Here is a 19,157-nt window from a genome sequence, read left to right as displayed (position 1 = left end):
ACTATACTGTGCATTCTCAAAGTCCTTATTTCTTACTTTCCTCTTTGTGCAGATGCTATGGTCTCTGATTTTTCTTTGAGAATAAAGGAAGATTTCAGTAAACTGAATAATTCGGCTGGCAGCTCATCCTGGCAAGGATCAGATTTCTTATTCGTATTAGAAGTTTTTTTGATAACTTTTGCTGCAGAAAACATGACAATACCCCCATCTTTTCTAAGGGTAATCAGCTCATCATTTTGAGAAGCCGAATTAAAATTCCCAAGACACATCACACTATTTTCTGTCTGTATAGCAGGAAAAATTTCAGAGCCTGCAGGAATTAAGCTGTTTCCACTCAATTTAAACACTCTATATTCTCCATCAAAATTTCTGTGAGCAACTATCTCATTTACTCCATCTCCATCAATATCACCAACAGCTAATCCCTTCCAGTCTGAAGCAGAACCCCACCCTGTATATGCTGCGACTTTTGTCATAACCCCATTGTCATCAATATCATAAACATGTATCCCATTATGTATAGAATTATTGTCATCCGCATCCACAAGCAGTACTATTTCATCCTTGACATCATTATCAAGATTACCTGATGCTATTGCTTTTATTTTGGCATTTGCGGGAAAATTGAGAGTATTTGTAAAAACTGACTGCAAGTCTGTTCCATTGAATTTGTGTACTGCAACCTCTTTATTAAAATTTCTTACTGTGATAACATCATCTTTTCCACCGCTGATAAAATTTCCGGCAGTAACCCCTACCCAATCTGACTGTGCTCCCCATCCTGTATATTTTGCATGCTCAACAATGGCATTATTTTCAATTTTTAATACATAGAACCCGTTCTGGTTATAATCGGTATGGTCACTTAATGCTATGATTTCGCTTTTATTATCTCCAAAAAAGTCACCGGCAGCCAGCCCTTTCCAGTTATATGAAGCTCCATACATTTTAGTAGTTGCAACAGAACGAAAATTCTTATTATAAGGCTCTGAAGCACTTATCATACCATCATAATTTCTGATACTTACAAATTCATCATCATTGTCATCATCAAAATTTCCTTTTGCTACGCCTCTCCAATCAGAATCCTCACCAGGTAGATGTTCTGTATTTACTGGTACAATTAAATTTTCAAAATTGGATAAAAGTGCAATGGTCAAGGAGGAGCCGTCGACAGTTACGTTTTCATAATAATTTTTAGCGGCTTGCAGATCTGCAATTATTTGATATATTTTTCGATCATATTCAGAATAATACATCCACATATAAGAAATATAGCCATCGTATTGAGAAGCAGGCAGGGTATTATACTTAACATTCCAAGATTGAGCTGTATAATTCACGCCATTATTGATTGATAAAGGAGACTTGTATATGTCTCTCGTAAAAGTATTAGTATATTTTTCTATGTCAGAAAATGCATAAATCAGGTTGTTACTGGCATCTGCAATCTGATATTTATAACATTCATATGGAAAAACCGCTGTCAGCCCCGCATGAGAAACATCGTCACGTAAGTCAGTGTGCTGCCAGTAAGTCCAGCTATATGACCCAAGATTACTATTAAGCGAAGTCTTTGATTTCAAAAAATTTGCCATCTTGTAGAGCCTGTCAAAATAGGTATTTTGAGAAGTAGCTCTATACATTTGTACAAAGACTCTTCCGACAGAGCTTTGCATATTTAAGGGTAAAACGACACCCGGATAACCTATTGGTGGATTACCATCACTTCTTTCTTTATAATAACCAAGGTTATTGGGATCTGTATACCATTGATCATTGTGGTAGTCTAATGTTTCTTTTACTTTTTGTATCAGGTCGTCTGCTATCAAATCGTATGTTTTAAGTCCATATCTTCCACCTGCATCCGAAGTCAGATTTTTTATAGCGGTTCCACCAAGTTTAACGATTGCTGCAAACTTAGCCATTGGGTATGTTATATTAGCACTATGAACCAAATGTGAATAAGGGAATCCTGAATCCATTGTTGCATTGTAATGATTAGTAGACCATGCTGCACCAGAAATCCCCCTATAATCATAGATTTTGCTTAGTCCCGGTACCTGATCTCTCAGATCATCCCTTCTATCAATTGTATTTCCAATGCACTTTATTAAAGTTTCTGCATATTTTTTATCATGTGTTTTTTCATACATCAATACCAATGCTTCCATATGGGCAGGTACAGCCCATGAAAACTCCAGCTGGTCTGAACTGGCTGATGTTCCTACTGATGTATCATAGCCCCTATTATCAAAAAAATTGCGATAATAGGATTGTGAATAAGACATTAAGGAGAATAGCCCAATAGCAATAATAAAGAGTTTTTTCATGTTAAATAGTTTTGATTTGAAGTGATTTTAAAAAGAATTATGTTTCACTATTTGAATAAATCAAATATAAAAATATTTTTAATTCCTCTCTATATGTGCATAAAGAAAACCGTTTTTAAGCCCTAGGGTTAGGATTAAGAATAAATCGAAAGGAAATTTTTTTTAAAAGAATAGAAAATCGAACATTATTTTCTGCTTGAAATATGGTAAAATAAAAAAGTACACTTTTAAAAAGTGTACTTTCTTTGGGTGAATGAGGGGTCTCGAACCCCCGACCTTCGGAACCACAATCCGACGCTCTAACCAACTGAGCTACAATCACCGTTTTGTGAGTGCAAATATAGGGAAGATTTTTTAATTACCAAATAATTCCATCAAAATTTTTCATCGCAATGAGCTTCTCAGACGTAAATCCCTCAGCATAAGCAACTCCCGATAACCTTCCTAAATCCTGTGCACGATAGGTAAGACTTTCAAAAAAGTCTTTTGTCGCAATCGGAGTAACAGGTTCCTTAGAAGTCGGATCATAAAACTGTGTTTTGAATGCCATACATGCCTCAATCTTTTTATCTAAGTGTTCAGATATATCAATAACAAATTCCGGTTTGATATCTTTCCATTGAATATAATGAAAAATCTGCTTCGGTCTCCATACTTCCTGACTGTCGCCATCCACAACTGTTTCAATTTTTCTCAACCCGGAAAGAAAGCACGCATCTGATACTAATTTCGCTCCTTTTGCATGATCGGGATGTCTGTCATCAATTGCATTGGCTAAGACGATTTCAGGGCGGTATTTGCGGATCATTTTTACAATCTCCATCTGATATTCTTCGGAGTTCACCAAAAACCCATCCTTCATTCCTAAATTCTCTCTGGCAGCAACTCCAAGGATCCTCGCTGATTCAGCAGCTTCCACTCTTCTGGTTTCATCGGTTCCTCTGGTTCCAAGTTCTCCCTTGGTAAGATCTACAATCACACATGTTTTTCCTTCCGAAATCATTTTGGCTATCGTTCCGCCACATCCCAGTTCTACATCATCAGGATGTGCTCCAAAGGCAAGTATATCTGTTTTCATATAGTCAAAGATAAGATTTAAAATAAAAACTTCCCAAGCATTACGCATGGGAAGTTTTAATATGTATAATTTAAAATTTAAATTACTTGTTGATTTCTGCATTTAATTTTACAGCATCCTGATACGTCGGATCAAGCTGTAAAGATTTAGCTACATAATCCTTAGCTTTTGCAGCATCAGAATCTTTATTCATATACGCTACCGCGAAGTAAGCATACGCTAAAGTCTGTTTGTTAGCTTCCTGATCTGCTGGCTTCACCGTACTGATGAATTTTTCGTACGCTAATTTTGCAGCATCATTGTTTCCTGCCTGCTGATAAGAATATCCCTGGCTGTAATAAGCCGGTGCCCAATCTGGAAGAAGGATACTCATTTTCTGCCAGGTAAGAACAGCACCGTTCCAGTTTTTAACATCCTGGTAAGCTGTAGCTAATTTAAACAGAGAATCAGAATCTTCTTTATTAGCTGCTACTTTCTTCTTCAACGCTTCAATTTCCGGAGTAGTTGGTCCTTTTTCTGCTTCAGCCTGAGAAGCACCTCCACCTGCAATATTCGCAAGCTCAATATCCCACTTCATAGTTTCATCTTTAGCAGCTTTAGCGATTGCAATTTTCTGCTGAGATTCTGTCATTAAAGCAGATTTTTTAGCGGCATCAGTTTCAGTTTTTGCCAATCCTGCAGCGATAAGTCCCTGAAGACCCTGATCTGCCGGCTGCAATCTTGTTTTCTCAGCCTGAGATACGAATGTATCCATATTCTGTTTTGCATCTGCATAATTTCCATCAGCAAAAGACTGATATGCTCTCAATTTAAATTTGATCGGATCATCAATCTTATCAAAGATCTTATCTAATACAACTTTAGAGTTGGCATAGTCTTCGTTCGTGAAATATAATTTAGAAATTTCTAACTGAGTATATGGATCCTCATCAGCATATTTCGTATAATTGATAAGGTCTTGGGTTGCTTTTGCATTCTCCTGATATCTGATGTTATAAGAAGCCATCGCTTTATAGGCAGGTGCATATGTTGCATCTACGGCAATAGATTTATCAAGACTTTCTTTTGCATTTTTCCACAATTGAGCTGCCATCCAAAGCGTTCCCATTCTTGTATAAACAGAAGCTTTATTTTTAGCTAAAGGTAAGGCTTTGTCGTAAGCAGACATGGCATCACCCGGAACTCTTTTTATTCTGTAAGCATCTCCAAGTGTATAATAGTAATGTGCCGGAACTCCTTTTTTCTCTGCTTTTTCAATCGCTTTCGTCAAAAACTGAATCGCTAAATCAGGAGCATTGTTTTTCTCAAATAAAGTTAAAGCTTCAGCGGCTCTGAACAATACTTCAGGGTCCTTTTCTCTGGAATCAGTTACAATTTTCTGAATTTCAGCCACTGCACTTTTATCACCTTTACCTAATTTTACAGTTGCTAAACCGATTTTGTTAAGGTAACTTTTACTATCAGCAGCCAAACCTTTATTAAAGCTTTCTACAGCTTTAGCATAATCAGGCTCACTCTGCTTAAGATAAGTATTTCCTAAATAGAAGTAATTTTCTGCTGTTGGTGCTTTTGCAACCATTTCCGTAAAATTGATTTTAGCCTGTGCAAATTTATCGCTGTCTATACTGTTAATACCATCCTGCAATGTTTGTGCAGAGGTAAAACCGGCAAAAAATACCACGGCTGCTCCAAAAGCAATTTTCTTTACATTCATAATCATTATATCTTTCATTTTATATTTTTCTTTATTGGAGTTATATGCTCCACAATTTTTAGACCAAAACAATATTTTTATAAAAAGTATATTCTTATTTTATTGTTTTTTAACGCATTTGAACCTCTCTTTTGTATATATTATAGGGTTGCAAACCTTCTTTTTGTACGATCATCTGTCCTAGTTGCGTACATGAATATCTGATAAATCCGTTGGCTATATTGAAATTGCCTTCATTGGTTAAGAAATAGAGAACACGGGTAAAAGGATAGGTCATATTCCGTAGAGTTTCCGGATCAACTGAGTATAATTTCCCTTTATCTTCTATCGGAAGAACTTTAACCATTTCTCTAAGCTTCTCAGAAGTTTTATCATAGGGACGACTGAAAGTATTAAGGCCAATAACTCCAATTTTATCAGTATGCTTTGCTAATTCTTCAATAACATTCTGATTACCCGGGATGATAGAAAACTTAAGATCTTTTGGCTGTTTCTTTAACTTTTGAGCAACAAAATTCAAATTGCTTGAATTGGTTCCGTCAAAAATAAAATTCTTAGCCTCAGATTCCAACCCTTTTTTTATTTCATCCATTGAAATGCTCTGTTTGGGAGAATCTTTAGGCACAACAAAAACCACCGCATCTGCTGCGAATTTAGCTGGCAAAAACTTCAGGTCAACTTGTTCTTCGTATGCTTTTTTTTCTTCAGGCGTAAGCTCTCTGGACATCACTGCAATTCGAGCCTTATCATGCAGCAGATCAAGAAATCCCAGATCCTCTTTTTTGGTTTCGATTTTGATATGGGTCTCAGGATAATTGATCATGTACCCGTCCGCCAAAGCCTCAGTAACACTTTTAAAAGATTCGTCGGTAAGTATGGTAAGGTCTCCTTTGTGATAAGATGGAGATTTATCTTCTTTTTTGCAGTTCACAGCAACGATACTTATCACAGAAAGCGCTGCAATTTTTAGACTATTTCTCATCTCGTGAATCTTTAATTCTTGAAACGGCTCTATAGATTCTAAATATTCCATAAAGAATAAGCACTCCACCCATTGCATAAGCAATAGCGGGCTCCAGAATCGTAAAGAAAAATTTGTAGATAATCACTACAATTCCCAATACGATATAAAATAATCCGGTAACTAAGGATAACCAATTGAACATCATGTAACAAAAATACCAAAAAAAATAAAAAAGAGAAGCATATGCTTCTCTTTTTATTTATAAGTTGAATAAATAATTCTTATTCAAAGTTCATTGTGAACGGTACGCTATAGTAAGATCTAACGCTCTCCCCGTTTCTTTTCGCAGGAGTCCATTTTTTAAGTTTCTTAACTACACGAATTGCTTCACTGTTGAAATCGCTGTTTGGAGATTTCTCTTCAATAGTCACAGCGGAAACCGTTCCGTCTCTTTCTACAACGAACTTAAGCTTGGCTTTAAGTGTACCTTCACCTCCTTCCATTAAAGAAGTATCAAAATTTTCCCCAAGATATTTTCTCAATGCTGCCATACCTCCTGGGTATTCTGCAGACTGGTCTACATCTTTGTAGATCTCATTAAGGTTATTTGTTTTTACTTCAGCAGTACTGGCTTTGTTACCAGTAGATGGTGGTGGTGGTGGTGGTGTATATGCCGGAGCTTTAACCCCCTCCTGATTATTCAAACCAGTTGTTGTTTCTAACTGCTTAGAAATTGGTGGCGGTGGTGTCTCAATCTTTGGAGCTTTTACAGGCTCTGGAACCACGTTCTGAATTACCTCAATTTTCTCTTCAACTTTTGGAGGAGGTGGTGGAGGTGGTTCTTCTTCTTTTGGCTGCTCAATAATTGGATCATCTTCAATAATGTTTACCAAATCAGCCTTCACTTCTTGTTTAGGCGGTTCAGTAAGTCTCTTAATTGTAAGATAGATAAAAGGAGACAAAGCCGCAACCAGGAATAATGCCGTTCCAACAATAAAAGATTTTGTCAGAAGTCTCGGATACTGATGTCTAAGATCATAGGCACCATATTCCTTGTTTCTATTTTCAAATACAATCTCGTCTAAAGTAAGATTCTGATTGTATACATTTTCATCTGCCATAGATTTACAGTTTTATGGTTAAATTACTTTGTAGCTGGTGTAGCCGCAGCTCCATTATTCCCAACTTTTCTATCATAAATCGCTTTTTCCCAAGGCTTCACATCGGTTACCCCGTACTGCTCACTTTTGGTAATAGCCATTTCGTCAAGAATATCTACAAAGTTCTTATATACAGCATCGTCAGTAGGCTTGATAATAACAGTAAATTTTGATTTATCTACAGCGCCTGCTTTTGCTTTCTCAATTATTTTTCTAATCCCCTCTCTATCGTAAGTAGTCTCATTAAGATTCTGATCAGTTAAAGATGTAGGATCCTGCTGATGCCAGAAAATCTTATTGTCTTTACCCAATAATAAAGAAATTGAGTTAGAAAGTTTAATTTCTGTTGGAGGTGGTTTCGGCTGATCCTCTTTAGGTTTTGCCGGAAGTCCCAAATCCATTACATTCGGTTTACTAAATGTGGTTGTGAACATAAAGAAGGTAATCAATAGAAAACCCAGGTCCACCATTGGAGTCATATCTACTCTGGTATTCTGCTTCTTGGAACGTACCTTGCCGCCTTTGCCGCCTTTTTCCTGTACTTGTACTTCTGCCATTTCTAAATGATATTATTATGGTTTACCTTCTTGTGATGTAATCAACCAGAATTTAAGAAAATCAATATCTCTTAAACCTTCAAATAGGCTTTTAACTTTAGGGTACTCAGTAGTAACGTCTCCTTTGATCGCTAATTTGTAATCAGGATTTACGCTCAAACTTTGTTTTACCCATTCTACTAACTGCTTATTTGTACTATCCATAGGAATCCCAGTAGGACTCTTGAAATTCTTTTGCTCCTCATCTGACAAATCGAGATAGCTTTTAAGTTGGCTCATAGGAACCCCAATCGCTTGTACTTTTTGAAATGCAGCTTTTTCCTGGTTGGTAAAAGTCATATTATACTTTTGTCCCATTTTGTCTAAAAGCTGTAGTCTCTCTGATGCATTCTCTACCGGCTGGAAATAAAATTTCCCGTCCGGAGTAGCGTTGATGGTCATCAAACTCGCATCAGGAAGTAACTTCTCTGATATTGAAGATGGCGGTTTAATCTGCTCCACGTCAGGTTTTTTAAACTGAGTGGTCAATATAAAGAACGTAAGTAGTAGGAAGGCAACGTCACACATTGCCGTCATATCCGTCACTACTCCATGTCTTTTTGGTTTGACTCTCGCCATTGTTTTGAATTATTTTTAATTAAACTTCTTTTAATTGGAATGCAAATTCCTTGCTACAAATTCAATTCTTAGTTGAATTCAGCAAAAGACTGCTGGATGCTCATAGCGATCTCGTCGATCTTATAAGTTAATCCGTCAATTTTAGATGTAAAGAAGTTATAAAGAATAATTGCAATAGCTGAAGTACCAATACCTAATGCCGTGTTGATCAAGGCCTCAGAGATACCTGTAGAAAGTGCAGCAGCATCTGGAGTACCACCACCTGAACCTAATGCAAAGAATGCTTTGATCATCCCGATTACAGTTCCTAATAGTGCGATCAATGTAGCTACAGTACCTAAAGTAGAAAGAATCATCATGTTCTTTTCCAGCATTGGCATCTCAAGAGTTGTAGCCTCTTCGATAGCTTTGTTAAGAGCTACCATTTTTTGCTCTTTATTTAAAGTAGTATCATGAGAAAGTGCTTTGTAAGTAGTAAGACCTTCTTTCACTACGTTACCTACAGATCCTTGCTGTCTGTCACACTCTTCTAAAGCTTCATCAATTTTGTTTTGATTCAATAAGCTTCTTACCTGAACTACGAAATTGTCTAAGTTTCCTTTTCCAGCAGCCTTACCTAGTACGAAATATCTTTCAAAAGAGAAAACGATTACTGTAATCATGAAAGTAATCAAGATTGGTACGATAACCCCTCCTTTGTAGATAATACCTAAAAACGATTCTGGGTGAATGTCTTTTCCTTCAACACTAGAGAAAGCTACAGAACCACCACCTAGTTTTTCTGCGTCTTTAAAGTTCCCTGGGTTCCCAAGAACAAATAAATAAATACAAACTCCTATAACGAATAAAATAGGAATAATAACAGCCGGGTTTAAACCTCCTGCTTTTCTAGCAACTACTTGCTCATCATTTTTTGAAACATTCATTTCCATATTTAACTAAATTATATTGTTTTAAAATTTTACAAGGTGTAAATTAAAGGCAAAATTAATTAAAATGCAAGAGTCTTAAATAAACATTTTGCATTTTTATGATAAAGAAATTTTAATACGATTTCGATATAATAATTATTTTTAAATATTTTATTTATTTTCCCCAATTTTAACATTTGAGTTAGAAATTTAAAAAAATAAGACCCCCATTTTTTTTAATTTGCCAATGTTAACTTTTTTTTAAATTACGATATTCACAATACGGTGATGCACGACGATGATTTTTTTAGGTGTTTTACCCTCCAAAATCGGCTGCATTTTTTCATCCGAAATCACCAAATCTTCAACCTCCTTCGCTGATAATTGAGCGGAAAGTGAAATTTTGAACTTCATTTTACCGTTTACACTTACCGGATACTCAATTTCATCCTCTACAAGGTAATCCTCGTTTAATACAGGGAATTTTTCAAATTCAACAGATTCCTTATTTCCCAGCAGGCACCAAAGCTCTTCACAGATGTGTGGTGCATAGGGAGAGATGATAACGGCTAAGGGTTCTAAAATATTGCGTTTATTACATTTTATTTTTTGAAGCTCGTTCACAGCAATCATAAAGGAAGATACGGAAGTATTGAATGAGAAGTTCTCAATATCATAAACAACCTTCTTTATTAAGGTATGTAACACTTTATATTCTGCTTTTGTAGGCTCTTCATCAGAAACTTCAAAAACATCTCCGTTAAAATAAAGGTTCCAGAATTTTTTCAGGAAACCATACACTCCACTTAGGCCTTGTGTATTCCAGGGCTTGGATTGCTCCAAAGGACCTAAGAACATTTCGTACAGTCTTAAACCATCTGCCCCGTATTCTTCACAGATATCATCAGGGTTGACTACATTATATTTTGACTTGGACATTTTTTCTACTTCACGGTCTGTGATGTATTTTCCATCTTCCAGGATAAATTCTGCATTCGCATAATCAGGTCTCCATGCTTTGAAAGCGTCAGTATCCAATTCATCAGAAGTTCCTTTTAATAAGGATACATCAACGTGAATCTTTTGAGTCTGATAATCAGCAGCCAGATTTTTCGAAACATATTGGTTGGTTCCGTCAATTCTGTATACAAATGCACTCATTCCCAAAATCATCCCCTGATTGATCAGTTTTTGGAATGGCTCATCATGATTAATATATCCTCTATCTTTTAAGAACATGTTCCAGAAACGGGAATATAATAGGTGACCAGTTGCATGCTCACTTCCTCCGATGTATAGATCTACCTGTCCCCAATAATCACTTAAGTTCTTATCCGTAAAAACTTCATCATTGGAAGGATCCATATATCTAAGGAAATACCAAGAGCTCCCCGCCCAACCCGGCATTGTAGATAATTCTAAAGGAAATATGGTTTGATCATCAATTAAATCTGTAGAAACAACTTTTTGGTTCGTTTCATCCCATGCAAATACTTTCGCATTCCCCAATGGCGGATCACCATCTTCCGTCGGAAGGTATTTTTCAACTTCCGGAAGTTCTAATGGTAAAGCAGAAACCGGAAGTGTGTAAGGCATTCCTTCCTTATAATATATAGGAACCGGCTCACCCCAATAACGCTGTCTGGAGAAAATTGCATCACGCTGTCTGTAGTTTGTTGTTCCGTGCCCAATTCCTTTGTTCTCAATTTCAGAAATCATTTTTGATTTAGCATCATTATAATGTAATCCGTTTAAGAAATCAGAATTGACACATACCGAATCTTTAGAGTCGAAAGATTTTTCCTGAACGTCTTCTTCAGTATCAACTACTTTCTTAATTTCAAGATTAAATTTCTTTGCAAATCTGTGATCACGCTCATCGTGTGCAGGAACCGCCATGACAGCACCTGTTCCATAACCCATCAATACATAATCCGAAATATAGATCGCCATTTTCTCTCCACTAAAAGGATTGACCGCATAACTTCCCGTAAAAGCACCGCTCACGTTTTTCACGTCAGACATTCTGTCTCTTTCCGTTTTCTTGGAAGTTTCTTCTATATAAGTATCTACCTCTGCTTTTTGAGCATCTGTAGTAATAGTATCCACTAAAGGATTTTCAGGAGCAAGCACCATAAATGTCGCTCCGAAAATAGTATCCGGTCTGGTCGTAAAAACCTCAACAACCTCATCATGACCATCTACCTTAAACTGCACCTGTGCTCCCTGAGATTTTCCAATCCAGTATTCCTGGGCATCTTTAAGAGGCTGCGGCCAGTCTAATGTATTCAGTCCCTGTAACAGTCTTTCGGAGTAGGCGGATATTCTCATACTCCACTGCATCATTTTCTTTTGGAATACAGGAAATCCCCCTCTTTCAGATTTTCCGTCTTTTACCTCATCATTCGCCAACACAGTTCCCAAAGCAGGACACCAGTTTACGGTAGTCTCTGCACGGAATGCGAGACGGTAATTCAACAGGATATCTTCTTTATCAATATCTGACGAATCTTTCCATTCTTCTGCTGTGAAATTTAATTCGTCGTTTTGATTGGCATTTAATCCTTCAGTTCCTTTTTCTTCAAAATGTTGAATAAGAGTATTGATGGATTCTGCTTTATCCGTATTTTTATTATACCATGAATGATACAGTTCAATAAAGATCCACTGTGTCCATTTATAATAGGATGCATCTGAAGTTCTCACCTCTCTGCTCCAGTCGAATGAAAAACCGATCTTTTTCAACTGCTCCTCATATCTGTTGATATTTTCTTCAGTAGTGATCGCCGGATGCTGTCCTGTCTGGATAGCATACTGTTCAGCAGGAAGGCCAAAGCTGTCATAACCTACCGGGTGGAGAACATTGAAACCCTGGTGCCTTTTATATCTCGCATAAATATCTGATGCAATATATCCCAGCGGGTGCCCCACATGAAGACCTGCTCCGGATGGGTACGGAAACATATCGAGAACATAAAATTTAGGTTTGTCTGTTTTATTGGAGGTTTTATAAGTCTGGTTTTCTTCCCAGTACTTCTGCCACTTTTTTTCTATCTGCTGATGATCGTAAAACACTTTATTATAAATATTAGATGTTAAAATTCTTAATGAGATTTACTTTTCATTCCCAATCAAGATTCACAAAAATAACGATTTTAAAAGAAATGGAAATTTTAATTTTAATTAATTCAATAATCTCCCTGAACCCAAAAAAAAATCTCATCCGGAGATGAGATCTATGATAAGGTATGAAATGTATATTTACTGAGGGATTCTCTTCATTGTAAACGTTCTTGTCTTATATACAGTCGGATCCTGGGTCTCTTCTCTAAATGCTATGTTTAAGGTAGCATCATTGAGGGTAACGATTTTACCGTTAGATGGCTCCACTATACCCTGATACTTAACAATTACCGTTTTTGCACTTTTATCATACGTGTAGGTAAAGTTTCTGTCAGAAGTAATAGCACACGTAGGTGTTCCGTTGTCTCCCCACTCCGTTCTCTTTCCGGATGCCTCAGTATTAAATCTCCATCTGGATTCTTTCTGACAGTCTGTATACGTAATAAGATCTGAGACAGGATCTTCACCAACTTCTACTGTAGTAACCACTTCTTTCAGCGGCTGCCAAACACCTACAAGAGGATATTCCATCTCTTTATCACCATCATCATTACATCCTGTAGCCACAAATAATGATAAACCTGCAAATAGTAATGCTAATTTCTTCATATATAAAATTTTCAAGGGCTAAAATTATAATTTTTTTGATTTATAACACTATTTTTTGTGAAAAATTATTTCGATAATGTATATTTCTGAAAATTTTAGAACAGTATCCTTTAAAACAGCCGTATTTAGCAAATATTGAAGTAAGTGTTCTTCTCTCTGTTTTATTAAAAACCCTATTTTTGCAGAAAGAAACAAAAATGCAGGATATAACGAAAAATAATTTTGACTTCATACGTGTTCTCCTTGCTTTCATTGTCTTTGTAGGGCATTTGGGAGCTTTAAGTGACTCAAGCCAACTCACTTTTTTAACACACAGCCCTGTAGAAGTTGCCGTTTTTTCGTTTTTCATTGTCAGCGGATTTCTTATTGCAAGGAGCTACGAAAGATCTTCCAGCCTGAAAAGCTATCTAAAGAAAAGAATCAACAGAATTGTTCCCGCTTATTTATTGGTAGTAGTTCTCTGTACTGTACTTCTCAGCCTTGTAAGTACACTTTCTTTCTCAGATTATTTTGGATCTGCACAGGTCTATAAATATTTCTTCTGGAATTCTATATTCATGAACTTTATGTCCCCTTCCCTTCCGGGAGTATTCGGAAATGAGGCGGTCAATGGTGCGCTATGGACCCTTAAGATTGAAATGTGTTTTTATTTTTCAGTTCCACTGATTTTTTTATTATTCGGTAAAAATAATAGGTACAGAAATATCAGCCTGATCGTTTTGTATTTCCTTTCTCTGATATTCCTTAATTATTTTGAAATGGCCGGAAAAATTTCTATTTCCAAACAACTTCCTGGTTCACTATGCTATTTCATAGGAGGAATGTTGGGTTATTTTTATTTTGATCAGTTCATCAAATATAAAAACACCTTGTTCATCATTGCCATTATTACAGTTTGGATAGATCTGATTCTGCACATCAAACTATTTTCGCCTATCATGATCAGCATTATTGTACTGTATATCGCCTACTCACTGAAGTTCCTGAATAATTTTGGGAAATATGGAGACTTTACTTACGGTATTTATATATTCCACTTCCCTATTATCAGGGTATTTGCCACGTTGGGTCTATTTGCCAATTACAATCCTTTTCTCATGAGTTTTGTATGTATGCTGATAGTGATCGGAGTAGGAATTGCATCCTGGCATCTTTATGAGAAAAAATTTTTATAATTTTACATCAGTAAAAACACAATGAAAGACCTAGTCTCCATCATCACACCCTGCTACAATTCTGCTGAATTCATCGAAGAAACGATACAGTCTGTCCTGAACCAAACCTATCAAAACTGGGAATGGCTGATTACTGATGATCTTTCTAAAGACAATACAGTAGAAATTATACAAAAATATAATGATCCGAGGATAAAACTGCAGGTACTTGATCAAAATGGCGGTGCAGGAAATGCAAGGAATAACAGTTTGGAAAGAGCTGCAGGACGATATATTGCCTTTTTGGATTCTGATGATTTCTGGTACCCTGAATATCTTGAAACCATGACGGATTATATGGTGGAAAACAGAGCTGAGCTGGTTTACTGCAATTACTCAAGATGTAATGAACAGCTACAGCCCGTTTTAAAAGATTTCTTAGCTGATAAAGTGGTCACTTTTTCCAATCTTCTTAAAACCTGCAGACTGGCTCCGGTATCTACGATGTATGACACCCAGAGAGTGGGTAAATTTTTATTTCCCGTAAAAAGCAAGCGGGAAGATCACGTGATGTGGCTGAACCTTTTAAAAGTAATTCCGGAAGGAATGCCTATCAATAAAACCTTAGCGAAGTACAGGATGCGTGAGAACAGTGTTTCGCGAAAGAAAAAGAACATCATCAAGGATCAGTATCTGGTCTATAAAGATTTTATGGGATTTTCTACTATAAAATCACTGTATTACACCGCCAACTGGGCAGTGAATGGATTTCTAAAATATTCTAAAATTTTCAATTAATGGAGTACTCAAAAGAGTTTAAAGCAGCATTGAGTGCTTTTTCGAATGTAGAAAAAGACCGTCTTATTTTCAGACTGCTGAAAAAGGATAAGCTTTTGTCTAAAAAACTATATTTCGAACTGATCGATGAGGAAACGACGGATGATAAAAGAAATGCAATGGAAGAGAATGTGGCAGAGCAGGTTGTTCTGGCTGCAAAATATGTGGGAAACGCCAAATACTTCCTTACCATTATCAGAAAACTGAGTGCAGAAATAACGGAGCATATTAAAATAACCACCGACAAATACGGTGAAGTTTCACTGAACCTTTTGTTGGTCAACAGAATTCTGGATTCCAACAATGATTTCAGCAGACAGCGGTTTGACAATGTTTACAAACTTTATATTTACATCATCAATAAAATATTCAAAGCGTTGGTATTAACAAAAAAACTGGATGAAGATTACTGGATGGAGATTGATGAGCTTTTGAGAGAAACGCAAACAAAAATCTCTGAGAATCATTATTTACAGAAACTTTGTATCAATAATGGGCTAGACCTTAACTGGTTTGAATCCGAAAACGTTCCTGATGATATAGACCAAATTATGAAAGACACTAAAAGCCAGGGTTTTTTAAGATAAAATTTTATTCAGAATAAGCTTAGTGGCATCAGGTTTTCCATCGATAAACTTTTGGGCGTTGTCAGACATATCCTGGAGTTCTTCTTTATTATTAAGTAGAAACAGGACAAAGTCTGCTGCCGCATATTCTTCTGCAAAAGATTTCCCTCCGTTAAAAGCAGTCAGGTCGTCTGCCTCAGGGTTTTTTCTGTAATGATTTCCAAAGACTACAGGAACACCAAACGTTGCAGCCTCCAAGATATTGTGGAGTCCAGCATCATGAAAACCTCCTCCCACTACAGCTATATCTGCGTAAGAATAGAGTTTTGACAATAAACCGATGCTGTCGATAATTAAAAGCTGGGCATCTGGAATTCCGGATGGAGTATCTCTGATTTCACTATATAATAAAGCATTCGGAAAAGTTTGTTTAAGATGCGAAACTCTTTTTAGATCATGAGGAGCTATAATTATTTTCACATTTCTGTTCTTCTGCCAAATAACAGCCGCCATTTTTTCCTCTGCCTGCCATGAACTCCCAAAGACTAGCGCCTGACGATCTCCCAGAAATTCTGAAATAAAATCTACATGATTATCGCGTACTCTCAGCTGTTTTACCCTATCGAATCTCGTATCTCCTGTTACCGAAGAATTACCGAGACCGATACTCTTGGCTAACGCAAAAGAGAATTCGGTTTGGTGAAAAAACCAGTCTACATTTTTTTTAAGCTGTTTTACAAACCATTTTCCGTAAGAAGTAAAAAAGGCCTGCCTTTCATAGAACAAAGCTGAGATCACATAGATCTTAGCGCCGTTATGTTTCAGCGCAGCCAGAAGGTGATACCAATAATCGTATTTAACCGTAAAAAACAATTTCGTTTCAAACTGGGAAATAAATTCTTTTACAGTACGTTTTTTATCAAAAGGGAGATAACACATTACATCTGCAATATGTTTCTTTTTAATAACATTTTCATACCCTGAAGGTGAAAAGAAAGTCACCAGGATCTTATAATCAGGATATTTTTCTTTAAGTTTTTCCAACACAGGAAGTCCCTGCTCATACTCACCCAGACTGGCGGCATGCATCCAGATCACTTTATCTGAGGGTGAAAATGATTCTTTTACCTTATTCAGGGACTGTTTCCTTCCCTCAACTCCTTTTTTAGTTTTGTCATTAAACAAGGCAAAGACCTTCATTCCGAAGATGAGAAGACTGATAAATATATTGTATAGGAAAGACATTTTAGTTATTTTTCAATTTCAATTCGGTCATTATGAGTCGATGGACTGGAGATTACAAGGAATTCCAGTTCATCCTGAGATTCATTAGCTATAAAATGTTTTGATTGAGGCTGAACGGAAATACTTTCTCCTGCCTTTACAGAAAACTTTTCATCGTTAATATCAAATATAGCCTCTCCTCTTAAAATATAAAACACCTGCTCTGCTGCTTCATGGAAATGTAGTTTTTCAGCCGTTCCTGAAGGCATTTTTTCCTGTTTTACAGAAAGATTCGTGGAATCATTCAAGACCCAGCTTTCACAGCTGTTTCCCCAGCTATAATACTTTGAATTATCTTTGGAATGTATCATGTGAATTGGGCTATCAAAATAAAAACAGCGATCATGCTGCCAATTACAGCTAAAACAGATGCCGGCAGCGGAACTTTAGGCTTTACGGTGTCATCAAAGGAATATCTGAACATATAATCCTGCCCGTTCATAAAAATAAGCATAGTCAGAAAGAACAGCCATCTGATAAATATTTTAACAATCAGAAACTGCATACTACTGTTGTGATCTGTAATTTCAATCGGAAAATTAATGGTCTGAGGATGCCTTACTGCACCTAAAAAGAAAAAATACAAGGCCGTTCCAAGCATTGGAGTTAAAAAAGAACTTCTTTTACTCCCAAAGTGATCAGCCTTCCCATCAAAATCGAAATGTACAGGAATTCTTTTAGGTAAACTTTTGTAATTCTTTAAGGTAAACCACCAGAAAAAAACAACCAGTCCAAAATTAAAAATATCAAAAGCTGTAAAAATAATATTCTCCATCCGAACTGTATTGAAGCTAAAGTACGTTTTTGATCACTCTCAGTTTATGGGTATGCTTATTCATTTCTTTATTGAAGATCCCCGTAGAATCAAGAATATCTATTCTCACTTTTCCGGAGGCATGAATAATTTTCTGGTTTTCCAGCATAATGCCTACATGAATAATTTTACCCTCAGGATTTTCAAAGAAAGCTAAATCTCCCGGCTGACTTTCTTCAACAAAAGTTAAAGGCACTCCTACTTCCGCCTGCTGATAAGTATCTCTGGGCAATTTAATATCATGTATCTTGTATACCAGCTGTGTAAAACCTGAACAGTCTACAGCAAAAAAGCTTTTTCCACCCCATAGGTAAGGAACGTTAAGAAATTCTCGGGCTGCCATCGCAATACTTTCGCGAAGATCATGACTCCTTCTTGAAGCAACTGCCGGAAATTCTACTTCAGACCCCATTGAAAGAAGTGTTTTGCCATCATTCATCAATACTGAAGCGAAATCCTCAGTGACTACGGTCACTTTTCTTTTAGCCAGTTCTTCGTCTGTTACAGGCTTTAGCTGTTTGGTATCTATCCATCCTTCATATCCATCATAGTGCATTTTTATTCTGGTCCAGTTTTTAACCGCTTCCAAAATATCTGCACTTTCTCCAAACAATATTTCTGTAACAATTTCCGCCTTGTCAGAATTTTCTGCGCGAACTGGTGCTACTGTAACGTTACAAATTCCTTTATTCATAATTTTTTAGATGATAGATTTAAGACAACAGTTTTTAGATATACCTGTTGCTGGTGTCTGATATCTTATTTTCTTCTCAGAAAATTCACTCCATCACGCAAAGGTAAAATAAGATTTTCAAAATCGTCGTCTTTTGCAATCAAATCATTCAGTTCTTTGATGACCTGTGTAGATTTCTGTTTAGGATTTTCCTCCAGTACTTTTCCATACCACAGCACATTATCAAACATCACGACAGAACCTGATTTTGTTCTGGGCTTGATGAGCCTAAAATATTCTGCATAGTTTTCCTTATCAGCATCAATAAAGACAAGATCAAAAATCTGATCGGTTTCCCTTAAAAATTCTTTGGCATCCTGAAGTCTGAAATCAATCTGTTCTGCATATTCACTTTCTGAAAAGTATTTTTTTGGCAGATAAGCAAGATCTTCATTCACATCCAATGTCGTGATTTTTCCGCCTTTAGCCAGACCCGATGTCAGACAAAGTGTAGCATAGCCTGTAAAAGTTCCTATTTCCAGTACATTTTCAGGTTGCAGCATTTGGGAAATGATCGTCAGAAGTCTTCCCTGCTGATATCCAGATATCATGTGAGGCTGGGTTGTTTTCTGAAAGGTCTCTCTTCTCAGTTTTTTCAGAATTTCAGGTTCTGTGGAAGCATGTGTTTCCAGATACCTGTCCATTTCAGGATTTTTTTCTTCAAAAAAGCTCATAAAATTTTTATTTAAACAAATTTAACAA

At 36.5% G+C, this 19,157-nt stretch carries 19 protein-coding genes and 1 tRNA gene; 3 read left to right on the top strand and 17 right to left on the bottom strand.

Annotated elements, in window-relative coordinates; genetic code table 11:
- Positions 1-32: 32 nt before the first annotated feature.
- From IW16_RS16490 to IW16_RS16435, 12 genes are all read right to left on the bottom strand, one after another.
- On the bottom strand, positions 33-2,333 hold the full coding sequence (locus tag IW16_RS16490) for an FG-GAP repeat domain-containing protein (RefSeq protein WP_131327921.1): 2,301 nt from the start codon (positions 2,331-2,333) through the stop codon (positions 33-35).
- A gap of 247 nt (positions 2,334-2,580) precedes the next feature.
- Positions 2,581-2,656 (bottom strand) — tRNA-His (locus IW16_RS16485).
- A gap of 35 nt (positions 2,657-2,691) precedes the next feature.
- Complete coding sequence (gene bshB1, locus IW16_RS16480) at positions 2,692-3,411, bottom strand: bacillithiol biosynthesis deacetylase BshB1 (RefSeq protein WP_034746935.1); 720 nt, start codon at positions 3,409-3,411, stop codon at positions 2,692-2,694.
- An 82-nt stretch (positions 3,412-3,493) separates the two neighbouring features.
- Positions 3,494-5,143, bottom strand: a complete 1,650-nt coding sequence (locus IW16_RS16475) for a tetratricopeptide repeat protein (protein WP_034746708.1) — start codon at positions 5,141-5,143, stop codon at positions 3,494-3,496.
- A 91-nt stretch (positions 5,144-5,234) separates the two neighbouring features.
- Positions 5,235-6,107, bottom strand: coding sequence for a PstS family phosphate ABC transporter substrate-binding protein (locus tag IW16_RS16470; RefSeq protein ID WP_034746705.1), 873 nt, complete (start codon positions 6,105-6,107; stop codon positions 5,235-5,237).
- Positions 6,097-6,294 (bottom strand): DUF308 domain-containing protein, encoded by a 198-nt coding sequence (locus IW16_RS16465; protein WP_083536272.1) that lies wholly within the window; start codon positions 6,292-6,294, stop codon positions 6,097-6,099. The genes IW16_RS16470 and IW16_RS16465 overlap by 11 nt, the downstream gene beginning before the upstream one ends.
- Before the next feature lie 76 nt (positions 6,295-6,370).
- Positions 6,371-7,210: an energy transducer TonB gene (locus tag IW16_RS16460; protein ID WP_034746699.1), complete on the bottom strand. Its 840-nt coding sequence runs from the start codon at positions 7,208-7,210 to the stop codon at positions 6,371-6,373.
- A 23-nt stretch (positions 7,211-7,233) separates the two neighbouring features.
- The gene (locus IW16_RS16455; RefSeq protein WP_034746696.1) at positions 7,234-7,806 is read right to left on the bottom strand and encodes an ExbD/TolR family protein; all 573 of its coding nucleotides are present in this window, start codon (positions 7,804-7,806) and stop codon (positions 7,234-7,236) included.
- A gap of 15 nt (positions 7,807-7,821) precedes the next feature.
- A complete protein-coding gene (locus IW16_RS16450; protein ID WP_034746693.1) occupies positions 7,822-8,424 on the bottom strand; it encodes an ExbD/TolR family protein in 603 nt (200 codons plus the stop codon).
- A gap of 68 nt (positions 8,425-8,492) precedes the next feature.
- Positions 8,493-9,356: a MotA/TolQ/ExbB proton channel family protein gene (locus IW16_RS16445; RefSeq protein ID WP_034723277.1), complete on the bottom strand. Its 864-nt coding sequence runs from the start codon at positions 9,354-9,356 to the stop codon at positions 8,493-8,495.
- 240 nt (positions 9,357-9,596) lie between these two features.
- Positions 9,597-12,410, bottom strand: coding sequence for a leucine--tRNA ligase (leuS, locus tag IW16_RS16440; protein WP_034746690.1), 2,814 nt, complete (start codon positions 12,408-12,410; stop codon positions 9,597-9,599).
- Between the two features lie 186 nt (positions 12,411-12,596).
- Positions 12,597-13,067, bottom strand: coding sequence for a lipocalin-like domain-containing protein (locus tag IW16_RS16435; protein ID WP_034746687.1), 471 nt, complete (start codon positions 13,065-13,067; stop codon positions 12,597-12,599).
- Between the two features lie 179 nt (positions 13,068-13,246).
- Between IW16_RS16435 and IW16_RS16430 the strand changes: the two genes are divergently transcribed.
- The 3 genes from IW16_RS16430 to IW16_RS16420 are packed head-to-tail and all read left to right on the top strand — an operon-like array spanning position 13,247 to position 15,645.
- Complete coding sequence (locus tag IW16_RS16430) at positions 13,247-14,242, top strand: acyltransferase family protein (RefSeq protein WP_131327920.1); 996 nt, start codon at positions 13,247-13,249, stop codon at positions 14,240-14,242.
- Between the two features lie 21 nt (positions 14,243-14,263).
- Positions 14,264-15,019 (top strand): glycosyltransferase family 2 protein, encoded by a 756-nt coding sequence (locus IW16_RS16425; RefSeq protein WP_034746684.1) that lies wholly within the window; start codon positions 14,264-14,266, stop codon positions 15,017-15,019.
- On the top strand, positions 15,019-15,645 hold the full coding sequence (locus IW16_RS16420) for a hypothetical protein (protein WP_034746681.1): 627 nt from the start codon (positions 15,019-15,021) through the stop codon (positions 15,643-15,645). Before IW16_RS16425 ends, IW16_RS16420 begins: the two co-directional genes overlap by 1 nt.
- On the opposite strand, the gene IW16_RS16415 is transcribed toward IW16_RS16420, so the two are convergent.
- The 5 genes from IW16_RS16415 to IW16_RS16395 form a co-directional block, all read right to left on the bottom strand.
- Positions 15,637-16,869 carry a 3-deoxy-D-manno-octulosonic acid transferase gene (locus tag IW16_RS16415; protein WP_034746678.1) on the bottom strand — a complete coding sequence of 411 codons (1,233 nt, stop codon included), beginning with the start codon at positions 16,867-16,869 and terminating at the stop codon, positions 15,637-15,639. The genes IW16_RS16420 and IW16_RS16415 overlap by 9 nt on opposite strands.
- 5 nt (positions 16,870-16,874) lie before the next feature.
- Entirely contained in the window at positions 16,875-17,219 is a 345-nt protein-coding gene (locus tag IW16_RS16410; protein ID WP_034746675.1) for a cupin domain-containing protein, read from the bottom strand.
- Positions 17,216-17,683 (bottom strand): DUF1648 domain-containing protein, encoded by a 468-nt coding sequence (locus IW16_RS16405; protein ID WP_034746672.1) that lies wholly within the window; start codon positions 17,681-17,683, stop codon positions 17,216-17,218. Before IW16_RS16405 ends, IW16_RS16410 begins: the two co-directional genes overlap by 4 nt.
- Positions 17,684-17,699: 16 nt before the next feature.
- On the bottom strand, positions 17,700-18,416 hold the full coding sequence (locus tag IW16_RS16400) for a C40 family peptidase (protein ID WP_034746668.1): 717 nt from the start codon (positions 18,414-18,416) through the stop codon (positions 17,700-17,702).
- 65 nt (positions 18,417-18,481) lie between these two features.
- Complete coding sequence (locus IW16_RS16395; RefSeq protein WP_034746665.1) at positions 18,482-19,129, bottom strand: O-methyltransferase; 648 nt, start codon at positions 19,127-19,129, stop codon at positions 18,482-18,484.
- Between the last annotated feature and the right edge of the window lie 28 nt (positions 19,130-19,157).

The sequence above is a fragment of the Chryseobacterium vrystaatense genome (genome assembly GCF_000737765.1).
In the GTDB taxonomy this organism is placed as follows: Bacteria; Bacteroidota; Bacteroidia; order Flavobacteriales; family Weeksellaceae; genus Chryseobacterium; species Chryseobacterium vrystaatense.
The sequence above is the reverse complement of the archived record's forward strand: the minus strand, read 5'-3'. Positions and strand labels throughout refer to the sequence as shown.

Bases quoted from the DNA above. Each gene is read 5' to 3' on its own strand.
- IW16_RS16395 (WP_034746665.1), bottom strand. From the start codon at position 19,129: ATGAGCTTTTTTGAAGAAAAAAATCCTGAAATGGACAGGTATCTGGAA.
- IW16_RS16415 (WP_034746678.1), bottom strand. From the start codon at position 16,869: ATGTCTTTCCTATACAATATATTTATCAGTCTTCTCATCTTCGGAATG.
- IW16_RS16460 (WP_034746699.1), bottom strand. From the start codon at position 7,210: ATGGCAGATGAAAATGTATACAATCAGAATCTTACTTTAGACGAGATT.
- IW16_RS16400 (WP_034746668.1), bottom strand. From the start codon at position 18,416: ATGAATAAAGGAATTTGTAACGTTACAGTAGCACCAGTTCGCGCAGAA.
- IW16_RS16445 (WP_034723277.1), bottom strand. From the start codon at position 9,356: ATGGAAATGAATGTTTCAAAAAATGATGAGCAAGTAGTTGCTAGAAAA.
- IW16_RS16455 (WP_034746696.1), bottom strand. From the start codon at position 7,806: ATGGCAGAAGTACAAGTACAGGAAAAAGGCGGCAAAGGCGGCAAGGTA.
- IW16_RS16435 (WP_034746687.1), bottom strand. From the start codon at position 13,067: ATGAAGAAATTAGCATTACTATTTGCAGGTTTATCATTATTTGTGGCT.
- IW16_RS16425 (WP_034746684.1), top strand. From the start codon at position 14,264: ATGAAAGACCTAGTCTCCATCATCACACCCTGCTACAATTCTGCTGAA.
- IW16_RS16490 (WP_131327921.1), bottom strand. From the start codon at position 2,333: ATGAAAAAACTCTTTATTATTGCTATTGGGCTATTCTCCTTAATGTCT.
- bshB1 (WP_034746935.1), bottom strand. From the start codon at position 3,411: ATGAAAACAGATATACTTGCCTTTGGAGCACATCCTGATGATGTAGAA.
- IW16_RS16470 (WP_034746705.1), bottom strand. From the start codon at position 6,107: ATGAGAAATAGTCTAAAAATTGCAGCGCTTTCTGTGATAAGTATCGTT.
- IW16_RS16465 (WP_083536272.1), bottom strand. From the start codon at position 6,294: ATGATGTTCAATTGGTTATCCTTAGTTACCGGATTATTTTATATCGTA.
- IW16_RS16450 (WP_034746693.1), bottom strand. From the start codon at position 8,424: ATGGCGAGAGTCAAACCAAAAAGACATGGAGTAGTGACGGATATGACG.
- IW16_RS16410 (WP_034746675.1), bottom strand. From the start codon at position 17,219: ATGATACATTCCAAAGATAATTCAAAGTATTATAGCTGGGGAAACAGC.
- IW16_RS16475 (WP_034746708.1), bottom strand. From the start codon at position 5,143: ATGAAAGATATAATGATTATGAATGTAAAGAAAATTGCTTTTGGAGCA.
- IW16_RS16405 (WP_034746672.1), bottom strand. From the start codon at position 17,683: ATGGAGAATATTATTTTTACAGCTTTTGATATTTTTAATTTTGGACTG.
- IW16_RS16420 (WP_034746681.1), top strand. From the start codon at position 15,019: ATGGAGTACTCAAAAGAGTTTAAAGCAGCATTGAGTGCTTTTTCGAAT.